Here is a 15373-nt window from a genome sequence, read left to right as displayed (position 1 = left end):
TGTTTCAGCTTTTCCCCTATTTCGGACCCTTGTGGGTCATATGGCCCGGAAAAACCGAGACCAGATATTCGATCGCGGCCGCATGGGCCTTTTCGCGCGTCAGCCCGTCGCCCATCATCAGCCGGAACCACAGGCCTTCCATCATGGCGCTCAGCGCCAGCGCGATGGTTTCGGCGTCATAGGTATAGGATGCTTCGGCCTTCATCTGGGCGCAGAGCGCCACGAACAGCTCCTGGTACTTGGTGTCGCGGGCGCCGCAAAGCGCCTGATAGGTCGGTCGCGATTTCGCCTCGCCCCAGAAGGCGCACCAAGCGGCCAGCTTGCGCTTGGTACAGATTTTTCGGTCGAAATCGGCCGCCACCAGCGCCCAGAGCTGCGACGATGCCGCCTCGCCTGCCTTGTCCAGTGCCACGCCCCAATGGGCGGCATACTCATCGGCCATGAACTGCAGCGTGGCGATCAGCAGCTTTTCCTTGCTCTCGAAATGAAAGTTGACGATGCCGCGTGATAGACCGGCGCCATCGGCAACATCGGCGAGCGTCGTCTCGGAATAGCCGCGCTTGGCGAGCGAATCGATCGTCGCCTCGACCAGCTGCTGGCGCCGCGTTTCCTTGGACGCCTTGCGGCCCCGCTTTTCGCTTTCGCCGGCTTGCACCGCCGCAGACACTGCCTTCATTCTCAACGTTACCTTCTTGTCCTTCAGGCTCAGAACAACGCTCATCACGCGCTCCCGCCCGGTTTTTCACCGCGCAGATGAGTGGGACAATGTTCACCAGTGTCAAGAACCTTCTGCATGCCCGCTTTTCCGCCGCCTGACCTCTGACACGAAATCCTATCGCATTATCAGAGGATTGCAACATACTTGCTGAATACTCATTCAATATAACTGGACAACATTCTGCTTTTCATGCCAGATTTTTCGCATTGAGGGAGACGGCATCATGAAAAAATACGACGTGGTGATGATCGGAGGTGGCCATAACGGCCTTGTCGCGGCCTGCTATCTGCAGCGCGCCGGGCTTGATGTGCTGGTGCTTGAAAAGAACGACTGGGTCGGTGGCGCTGCCACCAGCCGCGAGCTGACACCGGGCTTCCTATACTCCAATTGTTCCTATGTCTGCTCGCTGTTCCGGCCGGAAATCATGCGCGACCTCGAACTGCCCAAACACGGCTTGCAGGTCATCGCCTATGAAGGCGGCGCGGTCTTCACCCGCGACGGCGACTACATCGCCTCTTACCGCGACCATGACAGCCACCGCCGCGAATTTGCCCGTTATTCGAAGCGCGACGCCGAGGCCTATGACCGCTACGCCCGCGACGTCACACGCCAATGCCGCTTCATCCAGCCGCTGTTGATGCGCACCGCCCCCGATCCGTTCTCGTTCAAGCCGCGCGACATTTCCGAACTGCTCTATCTCGGCAAAAAGTTCGGCGAATTCTCCGCCCATGACATGGCACAGACGCTGCGGTTCTGGACCATGTCGATCTCCGATTTTCTCGACGAGTATTTCGAAACCGACGTCATCAAGGCCTACTTAGCGCTGTCCGGCATCATCGGTACGGCGCTTGGACCGATGTCCCCCGGCACGGCTTACGTGCTGTTGCATCACTACATGGGCGAAGTCGATGGCTCCGTCGGCGCCTGGGGTTACGCGCGCGGTGGCATGGGCGCGGTGACGCAGGCGCTCGCCTCGTCCTTCAAGGCATCGGGCGGCACGATCCGCACCGGCGCCGATGTGGCAAGGGTGATGACCCGCAGCCGCCGCGCCACCGGCGGCGTGCTTGCCGATGGCGAAGAAGTGCGCGGCAACCTCGTGGTCTCCAATGCCGACGTCAAGCGCACCTTCCTCAAGCTCGTCGAAGAAGACGCCCTGCCCGAAACCTTCGTCCACCGGGTCAAGCACTTCAAGATGCGCGGCTCGTCCGGCAAGCGCAATATCGCGCTCGACAGCCTGCCGGAATTCCCCGCACTGCCGAAAAATTCCTCCTGCATTCGCGGCGACCTGCATTTCACCGATTCGATGGAGCGGATGGAGCGCGCCTATGACGACTGGAAGGGTGGGCGCTATTCCGCCGATCCCTTCGTCGATATGGTGATCCCCACGACGCTCGATCCGACCATGGCGCCGCCGGGCAAACATTTCATGAGCTGTTTCGTGCAATATTGCCGCCGCAATTGGACGGCCACGACTGGACCGATACCGACCGCGACGCGTTTGCCGACACCGTCGTCAGCCAGATCGCCGATTATTCCCCCGGTTTCCGTGACCGCATCCTGCATATGGAGGTGCGCACACCGCGCGAGATCGAAGCGGAAGTGGGCCTGACGGAAGGCAATATTTTCCAGGGCGAACTGACCTTCGACCAGTTGCTGTTCAACCGCCCGGTGCCCGGTTACTCGCAATACCGCACGCCGGTGCCCGGCCTCTATCTCTGCGGCTCCTCCACTCATCCAGGCGGCGGCGTCATGGGCGCGCCCGGCCGCAATGCCGCCGCCGAAATCCTGCGCGACCTGAAACTGAAACTCGCTGAAATGAGCCCGGCCCATGACGTCATCTGATCTCGCCCGGACCAAAGACTTTGATGCCGCAGACTTCGACGCCATCGTCATCGGCGGCGGCCATAACGGCCTGACGGCCGCCACCCTGCTCGCCCAGAACGGCCGAAAGGTGATTGTGCTCGAGGCAGCCGAAAGCACCGGCGGCGCGATGCGCGGTTTCGAATTCCACCCCGGATACCGCTCTGCCGGTCTCGCCCATATCGTCAACCGGCTCGCCCCGGAGGTCGCCAGACTGCTGAAGCTGGATGCCGGCACCGCATCCGGAGCGCCGCTGCCAACCGTCGCGCTCTCCCCGGACGGCAGGCACGCCGTCCTGCGCGGCGCCTATGGCGAGACCATCGACGGAGTCATCCCCGCCGAAGCCAAGGCCTTTGCCGCCATGCGCAAGAAGCTGATGTTCCAGGCGAGTATTCTCAAACGTTTCCTGAAGCGTCGTCCTCCGGAGATCGGCAATGTCGCCATGCGTGATCTCGGCGCCTTTGCCGGCGCGGGCCTCAGCCTCATCACCAAAGGTCGCGAAGAAGGCCGCGACTTCCTGCGCATGCTGCTGATGAATGTCGCTGATGTCGCCGACGAATATCTGAGCGACGACCGCCTCAAGGGCCTCATCGCCTTCGACGCCACGCTCGGCATTCATCTCGGGCCGAGATCGCCGACATCGCTGCTCGGCCTCTATTATCGCCTGACCGGAGAAACCGGTGGCGAGACGGGTGCGCAATACGTACCTCAGGGTGGCATGAACACCCTTGCCCCGGTTTTCGAAAAGGCAGCAACGGCCGCCGGAGTCTTTATCCGCACGAGCGCCAGTGTTGCCCGCATCATCGCCAATCGCGGCACCGCAACCGGCGTCATTCTCGGCAATGGCGAGCAGCTGAACGCACCCGTCATTGTCTCCGCCATCCATCCGCAGGCGACATTTCTGACACTCTGCGACACCGCCGAACTCGGCACCGGCTTCGTCCGCGCCGTCAGCAATATCCGTTCGAAAGGCAATGTCGCCAAACTCGATCTGGCGCTCGACAAGCCGCCCACATTCACCGGCGTCTCGGCGGACGATCATCGCGGCCGATTGGTCATCGCCCGCTCCATCGTCCATGTCGAAAATGCCTTCAACCCGGCAAAATACGGCGAATTCTCCGCCGATCCGGTGATGGAGATCATTTTGCCAAGCCTCGCCAATCCGGCGCTCGCACCTTCCGGTGGCGCGACGCTCTCGGCTCTGGTCGAGTTCGCGCCTTACGACCTCAAGGGCGGCTGGGCAAGCGGCAAGGTGGCCTTCGAAAGGATGATCCTCGAAACACTCGAGGTCTACGCGCCGGGCTTGAGCCAGAGCATCGTCGCTAGCAACCTGATGACACCGGCCGATATGGAAACCCATTATCATCTGCCCGGCGGCCACTGGCATCATGGCGAGCTGCAGGCCGATCAGCTGCTGGTCAACCGCCCTGTTAATGCAGCCGCCGGCTATACGACGCCGCTGTCCGGTCTCTATCTTGCCAGCGCCGGTTCGCATCCGGGCGGCGGCATTTCCGGCCTGCCGGGGCTCCTCGCCGCGCGCCACATTCTTTCGGGAGACAGATGATGCTGGAGATTAACACCCGCCGCGTCCTGCAAAGCCATATCTCCACTCCGCGTTTCGAAACCCCGTTTCATCCGCGTATCGCCGCCCTCAGCGAAACCAGCGACTGGTATACATGGGCGGGCTACAAGGCGCCGCATTCGGTCTTTGACGAGGAACTCGAATATTTCGCTATCCGCTCGACGGCGGCGCTGTTCGATATTTCACCGATGGTCAAATATCGTATCGCCGGACCGGACGCCGAGCGCTATCTCAACCGCCTCACCGTGCGCGATGTCGCCAAGCTCGGCACCTACCGCGTCCACTATACCGCATGGTGCGACGACCACGGTCATGTGCTGGACGATGGCACGCTGTTCCGGCTTGCGCCCGACACGTTTCGCCTCTGCTGCCAGGAACGCCACCTGCCCTGGCTCATCGACAGCGCCATCGGTTTCGATGTCGGGATCGAGGAAGAAACGATGCAGATCGCCGGGCTTGCCCTGCAGGGACCCACATCATTCGCCGTGCTCTCCAAAGCCGGCTTTGAGGGCATCGAACGGCTGAAACCATTCCAGCTTGCAGATTTCCGGCACGAGGGCGGCTCGGTCACGATCTCGCGCACCGGCTTCACCGGCGATCTCGGCTATGAACTTTTCGTCCCGGCCGAAGCAGCACTCAGCCTCTGGGATCGTCTCTGGGCGGCGGGGCAGCTTCATGGCATCCGCGCCATCGGCTATGCCGCCCTCAACCGCGCCCGCATCGAAGCCGGCTTCATCGTCGCCAATGCCGATTTCATGACGGCCGAGACGGCGCTGCGCGCCGACCGTGCCCGCATGCCCGACGAAATCGGACTGGATTGGCTGGTCGATGCCGAAAAGGTAAACTTCAACGGACGTAAAGCGATACTTGAAGCCAGGCGGAATCAAACTCTGAAGCACGTGCTCGTCGGCCTTGAAATTGAAGGCAATATTCCGGCTGACGGGGCAATCGTCTATCATCGGAAAAAGCACGAAGCAGGTCTCGTCAGCGCCGCGATCTGGTCGCCGCTTGCCAAGCGCAACATCGCCATCGCCAGCCTGACGCGGCCCTATGGCACGCGCCTCACCGAAGACCTCTGGGTGGAAATCTACGCATTGCGCGAGCTGCAATACCAGAAGATGATGAAACGCGCCCGCATCGTGCCGCGCCCCTTCATCAAGCTCGACCGCCGCGCCGCTTCCCCGCCTGGCCTGTTCTGACGGGTGAGACATGGACGGAGAAACGCGCCAGAACTGGGAGCTGATCAAAACACCGCCGGGCATCGAATGGTCCGGCCGCACCCGCTATGCCGCCGCCACCTTCCTCTACCATCAGGGAGAGATGAGCGCCGAAGTGCTGGAGGTCTACCGCATCTGTTCGCGGCTTGATGCGGAAGACCCGCTGGATGTCCTGCGGCGATGGAAGATCGGCGCGGAATGGCTGGCGCGGATGTCGGCTACCGATCGATCTGCACTCATGCGGGAGATCGAATAGACCGTTGTTCAGAACATCGTTTCACAAGCAGATTCCGAAATGAATCCCGCTCAGGAACCTTCTCGAATCTCGGACGTTCCAGTGCTGCAATTTCGAGAAGAGGCATGAGGACGACGTGAGCTACAAACGCTTTCCAACCCCCGTCAGAGTGATCATCAAACAGAGCCAGGAAAACGTCATCGCGACCGCCTGGGACGCTGTGGAGTTCCTGCGCCGCTGGCCCGGCAACCGTGGCCTCGCCTATCGCCGTGCCCTGCAGCACTGCCTCGACGCTCTCGATGGCATCCGCAGCCCGCAGAAGGCTTGGGCCTCGTTTACCGCTGCCATGAAGGAAGAGGGCATGCTCGCCTGATTCCCCGCCTCTCCATTGACCCCGATGCCCGGACCTTCGATCCGGGCATTTTTGTTTTGGGTTCCCCTCCAATATTTGCCGCTTGAAAATGCCGCCGGCCCGGCGTTGAATGCCTGCCGAAGCACAAATGCGGCATGGTTTTCGCCGTTCGCGACACCGCACTTTCCGGCGAGAAATCCGCATCCCGGGCTTGCCGTTCCCAAAAACGCGAATATACTCAGGAATAATTATTTCCACAGAGTGAAATAAATAAGGGAACAAATCATGGCACTTAGCTGGCGTTTCTCCGCCTTGGGCGATCGGCATCGGGCACTGGGATCCAATCTGGAAGACTGGAGCGGCATGGGAACCGCCTGGACCTACGACAAGGATATCTCCGAAGAACACATCGCCGTGCGCACCAAGGCCGGCATCATGGATGTCTCCGGCCTGAAGAAGGTCCATCTGGTCGGCCCGCATGCCATCGCCATCCTGGAATATATCACCACCCGCGACATGACCAAGGTCTATCCCGGCAAGTCGGTCTATGCCTGCATGCTCAACGATCGCGGTCATTTCACCGACGATTGCATCGTCTATCGCACCGGCCCGAATTCCTGGATGCTGGTGCACGGCTCGGGCTCCGGCTTCGAGGAAATCGTCAAGCAGGCACAGGGCCGCAATTGCGCCGTGCTGTTCGACGACGACCTGCACGACCTGTCCCTGCAGGGTCCGCTCGCCGTGGACTATCTCGAAAAATACGTGCCCGGCATCCGCGACCTCAAATATTTCCATCACATGCAGACGACCCTATTCGGCGCCCCGGTGATGATCTCGCGCACCGGCTATACCGGCGAACGCGGCTACGAAATCTTCGTGCGCGGCCAGGATGCCGGCATGGTCTGGGACCGGATCGTCGACGAAGGCAAGGCGATGGGCATCATCCCCGTCTGCTTCAGCGTTCTCGACATGCTGCGCGTCGAAAGCTACCTGCTGTTCTATCCTTACGACAATTCGCAGATGTACCCCTTTGCCAACGAGCAGCCCGGCGACAGCCTGTGGGAACTCGGCCTCGATTTCACCGTCAGCCCCGGCAAGACCGGTTTTCGCGGCGCCGAGGAACATGCCCGTCTCAAAGGCAAGGAACGCTTCAAGATCTTCGGGCTCCTGGTCGAGGCCGATGGCCCAGCCGATCTCGGCGACGAGGTCTGGGATGGCGATAAAAAGGTGGGCGTCATCACCTGCCCGTCCTATTCCAAGCTGACCAACCGCTCGATGGCGATCATGCGCGTCGAGGTTCCCTATGCCGTCCAGGGCACCAGGCTCCAGGTGAAGGGCAAGACGGTCAACGCACCGGCGATCGCCCACACGATCACCTTCGATGATCCGAAAAAGACGAAACGGACGGCGCAAGGCTGACGGCATGCTCGTACAAGGGATCAAAAGCAGGCCGGAATATAAGGGGCTCGACATCGATCCCCACGCAAAACGCCACCTCTTCGTCCTCGAGGGCGAAGGGGCGGCTGCCCTCACCGATCAGGTGGACATAAAGGGCAAGGATTTCCTCACACGATCAGAAATCCTTTATCATGCCGCTGGTGCTGCGCCCAAAGCCTATGATGCAGTGCTGTCTGCTCTGTCGCCGGACATCTTCTGGCAGGCGCCGACACTTCAGCCGCTGCTGTTTCGCCTGCGCGCCTGTCTTGAGCAGGCGCGGATGGGAACGCGGCTCTACATCGCCGGCACCGAGGGCTTCATCGGCCAGATCATGCAGGTGGCGCTCGAATTCGGCATCGATTTCAACTCGATCCACACCGAACATCGTGGCTCGACGGCGCGCCGGGTGCAATGCGTGCACTGCAAGGGCATCACCGACAATGTGACGACCAGCCCCTTTGCCTGCAGCCATTGCGGCTTGCCGCTGTTGGTGCGCGATCATTACTCCAGACGCCTCGGCGCCTTCCAGGGCGTCAATATCGATGCGGAAGAACCGGGTACTGCGCCTGCCCCTGAGGAGATGTTCCCGTGAGCCTCAATACCGACATGCCTGTCCGGGTCGCCGCGGTGACGCAGGTGACCGATCTGGTCAAACGCTTCCGCTTCGAGCGGCTGGACGGCCATCCCATGCCGTTCTTTTCCGGCGGCGCCCATGTCGTCGTCTCGATGAACGACAATGGCCTTTTGCGCCGCAACCCCTATTCGCTGATGTCCAATCCCGACGACAACAGCGCCTATGAAATCAGCGTGCTCAGGGTTCCGAATTCCCGTGGCGGCTCGATCTTCATGCACGAACAGGTGCGTCCCGGAGATCAGCTGACCGTCAGCCAGCCGGTCAATCTGTTTGCACCTGATCATCGCGGCCGCAAGCATATACTGATTGCCGGCGGCATCGGCATCACCCCTTTCATCGCCATGATGGAACAGTTCAGCCGCGACAACATCGCCTTTGAACTGCACTACGCCATCCGTTCCCGGTCACACGGCGCCTATTGGCAGCAACTGCTCGACCGCTACGGCCCGCGCCGCATCAAGATCCATGTCGACGAGGAAAAGACCTACATTCCCGTTGCCGAAATCGCCGACAACCAGCCGCTCGGCACGCATCTCTATGTCTGCGGCCCGGCCGGCATGATCGACGGCGTGCTGATGACGGCGCTGAAAGCCGGGTGGCCGAAGGAAAATCTGCACTCGGAACGCTTCCTGGCGCCACCTGCCGGCCTGCCGTTCCAGGTCTTCCTCGAAAAATCCAACATCCACATGACCGTCGGCGAACACCAGAGCATTCTGGAAGCGGCCGAAGCCCATGGCTGCGATGCTCCGTATATGTGCCGCGGCGGCGCCTGCGGCCAGTGCGAAACCGCGGTCTCGTCCTGCGATGGAACGCTTGAGCACAACGATATCTACCTGTCGGACGAGGAAAAGGCGTCCGGCAACAAAGTCATGATCTGCGTCTCGCGTTTCAAAGGCCAGCAACTCGTTCTTCAACTCTAGATCAAGGGGACCGGACAGATGACCATCACGTTCAGGAGCGAAACGTTCCGTGACGACTTCACCTTCCGCAACAGCCTCACCAATATCAGGCGCTTTCCCTTCCCGTTCGACCGCGACGAATACATGTATTCGGTCAACATGGAGCCGCATATCCGCGGCAAGGCCGACAGCGTCTTTGAAAACCTGATCGATGTCGACGAGCACTATGTCGCCGAGATGCAGGACCGGGCGATGGTGCTGAAGGAGGATCCGCTGCGCTGCCAGGCGCTGCCGCACATGATGGCGGCGCAGTGGGATGTGCTGGAACTGCTGATGGAGCATCAGGCGCAGGACTATCCCGAGCATTTCACGCTGACGAAGACCGGCGACCGCTGGCGCTGGATCAACCGGCCGATGGGTATCGACGACACCTTCACCTTCGGTGATCCCTCCACTCTGCCCCATCCGCCGATGGAATATATCACCCGCCAGGCCCAGGGCGATTTCTGCATCGTCGATCAGCGCGACAACAATCTCTGGATGGACGCCGGCATGGTCACCACCCAGGCCGACTGGTCGCTCGATTTCGATATCGGCATGAACTTCATGGAATGGCACGGTCCCGTGCCGCTCGCCCACCAGATCGGCGTGTTCGACCGGGCGCTGAAATTCCTGCTCAACCTGCAGCAGGGCAAGCCGACGCGGCGCCTCAACTGGACGATGACCGTCAACCCGAGGCTCGATACCTCACCGGAAAACTATCACAAATGGGGTCCCGACCGCCTGACCGTGACACCGGAGAATGTCGGCGAGAAGATGCACCTGCGCGTCGAACTGCAGAGCCTTTGGCGCCTGCCGCGCTCCAACGCCATCCTCTTCGTCATCCGCTGCTACCTGATCAGCCTGGACGAGCTGGTGACCGTCCCCAAATGGGCCCGCCGCCTGCCGCGCGTGCTAAAAACCCTGCCGCCTGAGATCATCGACTACAAGGGCCTGACCCGCAACCGGCCGATCATGATCGATTGGCTGGCGAAATATGACGACGGGGCACCGACAAGTGCGGGGATCTATCCGGATTAAGGGGGTTTAAGGCCCCTCCCCACCCCTCCCCACAAGGGGGAGGGAGCGACCTCTTTCTGGGCTCCGCCGATGTTCTTTTCGGCAGTCACAAGGAATAGCGGCGCTGGAATGCGCTGGCGAGAGGGACCGGCACGTTAAGCCCTCCCCCTTGTGGGGAGGGTTGGGAGGGGGCTTCTCCACAAGCAATGCACGTACGAACAAAAACAAAGGGAACAGACAGACATGAGCAGAGTAGCCGTGATCGGCGCGGGACCCTCGGGCCTCGCTCAATTGAGAGCCTTCCAGTCCGCTGCCCAGAAGGGCGCCGATATCCCCGAAGTGGTCTGCTTCGAAAAACAGGCCGACTGGGGTGGTCTGTGGAACTACACATGGCGCACAGGCCTCGACGAATATGGCGAACCGGTCCATGGCAGCATGTACCGTTACCTCTGGTCGAACGGACCGAAGGAATGCCTGGAATTCGCCGACTATTCTTTTGAAGAACACTTTGGAAAACCGATCGGCTCCTACCCGCCCCGCGCCGTGCTCTGGGACTATATCAAGGGCCGCGTCGAAAAGGCCGACGTGCGCAAATGGGTGCGCTTCTCGACGCCGGTGCGCATGGTCCGCTTCGATGAGGAATCCAAGACCTTCACTGTCACCGCCCACGACCGCGTCAACGACGTCATGTATGACGAGATCTTCGACTATGTCGTCGTCGCCTCCGGCCATTTCTCGACCCCCCACGTCCCCTATTTCGAAGGCGTTAAAACCTTCGGCGGCCGTGTCCTGCATGCCCATGATTTCCGCGATGCGCTGGAGTTCAAGGACAAGGATGTGCTGATCGTCGGCCGCAGCTATTCGGCCGAGGACATCGGTTCGCAATGCTGGAAATACGGTGCCAAGTCGGTGACCACCACCTACCGCTCCAAGCCGATGGGTTTCAAATGGCCGGAGCGTTTTGAGGAACGCCCGCTCTTGCAGAAGCTCGTCAACAAGACGGCGCATTTCGCCGATGGATCGACCAAGGAAGTCGATGCGCTGATCCTGTGCACCGGCTATCTCCACCACTTCCCGTTCCTGCCGGACGACCTGCGCCTGAAGACCGCCAACCGCCTGTGGTCCGACAATCTCTACAAAGGCGTGGTTTACGAGGACAATCCGCAGCTGATGTACATCGGCATGCAGGATCAGTTCTACACGTTCAACATGTTCGACGCGCAGGCCTGGTTCGCCCGCGACGTGATCATGGACCGCATCAAGCTCCCCTCCAAGGAGGAGATGAAGGCCCATTTCGACACATGGCGCGCCCGCGAGGAAACGCTTGAGGATGCCGAGCAGATGATCTGGTTCCAGGGCGATTACGTCATCGAATTGCTCGAGGATACCGATTATCCGAAGTTCGACGTCGAAGGTACCAACAAGACCTTCATGGAATGGGAGCACCACAAGGGCGAAAACATCATGGGCTTCCGCGACAATGCCTACAAATCGCTGATGACCGGCACGATGGCGCCCAAGCACCATACGCCGTGGCTGGAAGCGATGGACGATACGCTGGAAGTCTATCTGAAGAACTGATCGCATTTCCCGCTGACGCAGCCGAAGGCCAATGCAACGGCCTTCGGCGCAACGATTTCAGATCGCCAAAATATTCCAAGATAAATTCATTCGTCTTTTCGCCCACCCTCCAGCCATGACCGGATCAGCCATGGACTTTCTGAGCAGCGTTCTCGGCCGCATGAACGGGTTTCTCTACCGGTGCCGGGCCGACGAGCACTATACGATGCTCGACATGACAGACGGCATCCAGCGGATCTTCGGCTATCCCACCGACGAAATCGTCGGCAACCGTGTGCGCACCTTCACCTCGATCATGTGCGAGGATGACGTACCCGCCATGGATGCGGTGGTCGGCAAGGCGCTCGAAAGCCGCACAGACTGGACGCTGGAATACCGCATCCGCCACAACAGCGGTCACTTCATCTGGGTGACGGAAACCGGTGGCGGTGTCTGGGACGCAAATGGCGATTTGCTCTACCTCGAAGGCAGCATCGTCAACATCGAATCCCTCTACCAGCGCATCGACGAACAGACCGCCGACATGCGAGCTACGGCCTCTCGAACAGCCGAAATCCTGCATTCCCTGCGCTATCTGAAACTGCTCGCCGTCAACGCCGGCATCGAAGCAGCACGCGCCGGAACCGCCGGCGCCGGCTTTGCCGTGCTTGCCTCGGAAATGCGCACGCTGGCTAACGATTCCGAAGCCGTCGCGCGGCAGATTGCAACGGCGCAGGGTAAATCGGGCTGATGGCGCGCGGCGTATAATAAGCGTTTTTGTGATTTATTCTTATCCATGATAGAATACCCGAAAGGAGTATTCCAAATGGCGACCATGACCATATCCCTGCCCGACCCCATGAAAGAATGGATCGAAGCCCAGATCAGCAAGGGTGAATACGCAAGCACCAGCGACTATGTCCGCGACCTTGTGCGCCGCGACCGATCCCGCCGGGACCAGGAACTGACGATCGAAGACTTACGCCAGATCGTTACAGAATCACGATTCAGTGGCCCTGGCAAGCAGAGCATCGACGAAATTTTCCAGAATGCCGAACGTCTTGCCAAAGCAAGGGGCGTCGTGCGTGACTAGCTACACGCTGACAGAGCGGGCGGAAGATGACTTGCTCGCTCTGTTTCTCGATGGCATCGAGATGTTCGGCCTACCCCAGGCCCGTCGCTACAAGGACGAACTTGGACATTGTTTCCGGCTGATCGCATCGCGTCCAAAGATGGGAAGGCTCGCCCCATCAATAGGCGAAGGGGTACGGCGGCACGAGCATCAGAGCCATATCATTCTCTATGAGGAGACCAACTGTACCGTCGTCATCCTCGCAGTCGTTCCGGCAAGAAGCGTACGCCTCCTGAAACTTTAAGAACGTGGTCACGGTTCATCGGCAATCAGCCGCCAACTCACGACCGAGGCTTCAGCTTCTGCGGATCGTAATGGGCAAACGGCACGATTCTCGCCGGTAGACGCTTCTGCTGACCATCAAGCTTGCCGATTTCCACCTCGGTACCAATCTCCGAATGCAGCACATCCATCCGCGCCAACGCGATCGTCTTCTTGAGAAGCGGCGAGCGGGTTGCGCTGGTGACGACGCCGACTTGGGCGCGGCCGATATGCACCGTGTCACCATGACCGACGGCGTCATTGGCGTCGATATCGAGCCCGACCAGCTTGTAGCGCGGGTTTTCCTTGCGCTTGATCAGCGCCTCGCGGCCGATGAAATCCTCGGTCTTCGATTTCAGCGGCACGGTAAAGCCGATACCGGCTTCGAACGGGTCGGTCTGGTCGGAAAAGTCATAGTGGGCAAAGACAAGCCCCGCCTCGATGCGCACCATGTCGAGCGCTTCGAGCCCCATCGGCTTCAACCCATGTTTCTGGCCCGCATCCCAGACCGCATCGAACACGGCGAGCGCGTCCTTCGGATGACAGAAGATTTCATAGCCGAGTTCGCCGGTATAGCCGGTCCTTGAGACGACGACCGGTGCGCCTTCGAAATGACCGATGCGGCCGACGGCGAAGCGGAACCATTCGAGCTCGCCGATCGACGGCTGCGACGGTGCGGTCCAGATGATCTCCTTGATAATCTCGCGGCTGCTCGGCCCCTGGACCGCCAGATTGTGCATCTGGTCGGTGGAGGAGCGCACCCAGGCCTTGTAGCCCATCTTCTCCGCCTGCTCGCGCAGCCAGATACCGCTGACGTCGTCGCCGCCGATCCAGCGGAAATTGTTCTCGCCCAGGCGGAACACCGTGCCGTCGTCGATCATGCCGCCATTCTCGTAGCACATCGCGGTATAGACCAGCTGCCCCGGCGACAGCTTGCGGATATCGCGGGTGCAGCAGTATTGCAGCAGCGCTTCGGCGTCCGGCCCGGTCACCTCGAATTTCCTGAGCGGCGACAGGTCCATCACCACCGCCTTTTCCCGGCACGCCCAGTATTCCTCTATCGGCCCTTCGTTGTTGAAGCGGTTGGGTAGCCAATAGCCGCGATATTCGGTGTGGTTGCGCGTCAGTGCCGACAGGCGCGGATGGAAGGCGGTTTCCTGGGTCATTTCGGGCTCTGCATCAGGGGTCATTCGGATGGCGACGGCGCGCGAGAATTTTTCCGTGTCCGAATAGGTGCGGACATGAATGTCGGTGGGGTTCCAGGCATTGGCCGCATCGATATCGTCGGGGCAGGACGACGACACGCAGACCAGATCGGTCAGCGCCCGCATCAGCACATAATCGCCCGGCCGCGACCATGGCTCGTCGAGATAGAGCTGATTGTGATGATCGACATTGGTGTTGTAGAAATAATTGAGCGCTTCCCAACCCTTGCGCGGCGCAATGCCGTAGGGCGCCAGCGCATCGTTGAAGTTATCGGTGCAGTTGACATGCCCTGGATAGCCCATGTCGTCGTAGTAACGCGAATTGCAGGCGGTGGCGAAGGCGTCGTGTCTCCCGACCGTATCCTGCACGATCTCCACCAGCGGCTCGAAATCACGGTCGAACGCCTTCGAAGGCAGGCCTGGCGTCGGGTAGCTGCGCCCGAGCAGCGTGCGCGTCACCGTCGCATCGAGCGCCAGATCCAGCCCCTTGTCGACCTTGCGGGCCGAAAAAGCCTGAAAATCGGTACATTGCCGTCCCGAAACATCGATGACCTGAATGAACTCACCGGCCCGCACGAAATAGGCCGAAGCCCGCGCCGCCATGATGCGCAGCTCCTGCACCGGATCGGCCATCGGTTCCGGCAGCATTTCCTCGTAGGTGCGTTCAACTCGAGAGCGGGTCACCCGCAGTTCCAGCGCAGTCGCGGTATTCTGTGCCGCCGCATCCATCGGTGGCGCCGGTGCCGCGACGATCAGCAGCCCGTCAAGTCCGATGGTCAATTCGGCCGAAACACCCGGCGACGAACTTTCACCGAACAATACCAGCGCCTGCGCGCCTGCCGGATCGACGTTTCGCCGTTTCAAAGCGCTGAGCGTTCGCCGCGCGCTGTCCTCATCGCGGGCAAATATCTCCTGTAGCCCATAGGCGGGCCCTGAAAACCCAACACCAAGACCCGCCGCATTGAAACGGCCTCCCGCATCGATGAAGCTGACCTCACAAAGCTGGCCGCCCTCGATATCCTTGATGCTGATCCGATCGCCGGCCATCACCTTGACGACCGTCGTGCCGCGCCCCTTGACGCGGTAGCGCTCGACGCCGGGGGCGAGCGCTGGAATGCCCGGCCGCAGAATCGTGCTGGGCCGCGGCGGCATCAAGGTGCCGGCAAATTGTCCGGAATCGCTCATCTCAACTCCCACCCGAAGGCACAGTCGGCTCAGTGGT

General features: G+C 60.6%; 14 protein-coding genes and 1 pseudogene. 13 read left to right on the top strand and 2 right to left on the bottom strand.

Features of this window, described 5'->3' with window-relative positions:
• Positions 1-16 precede the first annotated feature (16 nt).
• The gene (locus tag ACP7BS_RS01195) at positions 17-676 is read right to left on the bottom strand and encodes a TetR family transcriptional regulator C-terminal domain-containing protein (RefSeq protein ID WP_426228503.1); all 660 of its coding nucleotides are present in this window, start codon (positions 674-676) and stop codon (positions 17-19) included.
• Between the two features lie 265 nt (positions 677-941).
• On the opposite strand from ACP7BS_RS01195, the pseudogene ACP7BS_RS01190 reads away from it, so the two are divergent.
• The 13 genes and pseudogenes from ACP7BS_RS01190 (at position 942) to ACP7BS_RS01130 (ending at position 12929) form a co-directional block, all read left to right on the top strand.
• A pseudogene (locus tag ACP7BS_RS01190) lies at positions 942-2560 on the top strand (phytoene desaturase family protein).
• Positions 2547-4142 carry a phytoene desaturase family protein gene (locus ACP7BS_RS01185; protein WP_426235460.1) on the top strand — a complete coding sequence of 532 codons (1596 nt, stop codon included), beginning with the start codon at positions 2547-2549 and terminating at the stop codon, positions 4140-4142. The pseudogene ACP7BS_RS01190 and the gene ACP7BS_RS01185 overlap by 14 nt, the downstream one beginning before the upstream one ends.
• Positions 4142-5359, top strand: coding sequence for an aminomethyltransferase family protein (locus ACP7BS_RS01180; protein ID WP_426235458.1), 1218 nt, complete (start codon positions 4142-4144; stop codon positions 5357-5359). Before ACP7BS_RS01185 ends, ACP7BS_RS01180 begins: the two co-directional genes overlap by 1 nt.
• A gap of 10 nt (positions 5360-5369) precedes the next feature.
• Complete coding sequence (locus ACP7BS_RS01175) at positions 5370-5633, top strand: hypothetical protein (protein WP_426235456.1); 264 nt, start codon at positions 5370-5372, stop codon at positions 5631-5633.
• A 115-nt stretch (positions 5634-5748) separates the two neighbouring features.
• Positions 5749-5985, top strand: coding sequence for a DUF982 domain-containing protein (locus ACP7BS_RS01170; protein ID WP_426235454.1), 237 nt, complete (start codon positions 5749-5751; stop codon positions 5983-5985).
• A gap of 264 nt (positions 5986-6249) precedes the next feature.
• Entirely contained in the window at positions 6250-7383 is a 1134-nt protein-coding gene (locus tag ACP7BS_RS01165) for an aminomethyltransferase family protein (RefSeq protein WP_426235452.1), read from the top strand.
• 4 nt (positions 7384-7387) lie between these two features.
• Positions 7388-7993 (top strand): dimethylamine monooxygenase subunit DmmA family protein, encoded by a 606-nt coding sequence (locus tag ACP7BS_RS01160; RefSeq protein WP_426235450.1) that lies wholly within the window; start codon positions 7388-7390, stop codon positions 7991-7993.
• On the top strand, positions 7990-8955 hold the full coding sequence (locus ACP7BS_RS01155) for a PDR/VanB family oxidoreductase (protein ID WP_426235448.1): 966 nt from the start codon (positions 7990-7992) through the stop codon (positions 8953-8955). The genes ACP7BS_RS01160 and ACP7BS_RS01155 overlap by 4 nt, the downstream gene beginning before the upstream one ends.
• Positions 8956-8973: 18 nt before the next feature.
• Entirely contained in the window at positions 8974-10014 is a 1041-nt protein-coding gene (locus ACP7BS_RS01150) for a heme-dependent oxidative N-demethylase family protein (protein WP_426235446.1), read from the top strand.
• A gap of 222 nt (positions 10015-10236) precedes the next feature.
• Positions 10237-11574, top strand: coding sequence for an NAD(P)-binding domain-containing protein (locus ACP7BS_RS01145; RefSeq protein WP_426235444.1), 1338 nt, complete (start codon positions 10237-10239; stop codon positions 11572-11574).
• 130 nt (positions 11575-11704) lie between these two features.
• Entirely contained in the window at positions 11705-12304 is a 600-nt protein-coding gene (locus tag ACP7BS_RS01140) for a PAS domain-containing protein (RefSeq protein ID WP_426235442.1), read from the top strand.
• A 75-nt stretch (positions 12305-12379) separates the two neighbouring features.
• A complete protein-coding gene (locus tag ACP7BS_RS01135) occupies positions 12380-12646 on the top strand; it encodes a type II toxin-antitoxin system ParD family antitoxin (RefSeq protein ID WP_426235440.1) in 267 nt (88 codons plus the stop codon).
• Positions 12639-12929 (top strand): type II toxin-antitoxin system RelE/ParE family toxin, encoded by a 291-nt coding sequence (locus ACP7BS_RS01130; protein WP_426235438.1) that lies wholly within the window; start codon positions 12639-12641, stop codon positions 12927-12929. Before ACP7BS_RS01135 ends, ACP7BS_RS01130 begins: the two co-directional genes overlap by 8 nt.
• 37 nt (positions 12930-12966) lie before the next feature.
• Here ACP7BS_RS01130 and ACP7BS_RS01125 read toward each other — a convergent pair whose 3' ends face one another.
• On the bottom strand, positions 12967-15336 hold the full coding sequence (locus ACP7BS_RS01125) for a DUF1989 domain-containing protein (protein ID WP_426235436.1): 2370 nt from the start codon (positions 15334-15336) through the stop codon (positions 12967-12969).
• Between the last annotated feature and the right edge of the window lie 37 nt (positions 15337-15373).

This window comes from Pararhizobium sp. DWP1-1-3, assembly GCF_049896125.1.
In the GTDB taxonomy this organism is placed as follows: domain Bacteria; phylum Pseudomonadota; class Alphaproteobacteria; order Rhizobiales; family Rhizobiaceae; genus Pararhizobium.
Note: the sequence above shows the minus strand (reverse complement) of the source record. Positions and strands in the feature narration are given on the sequence as shown.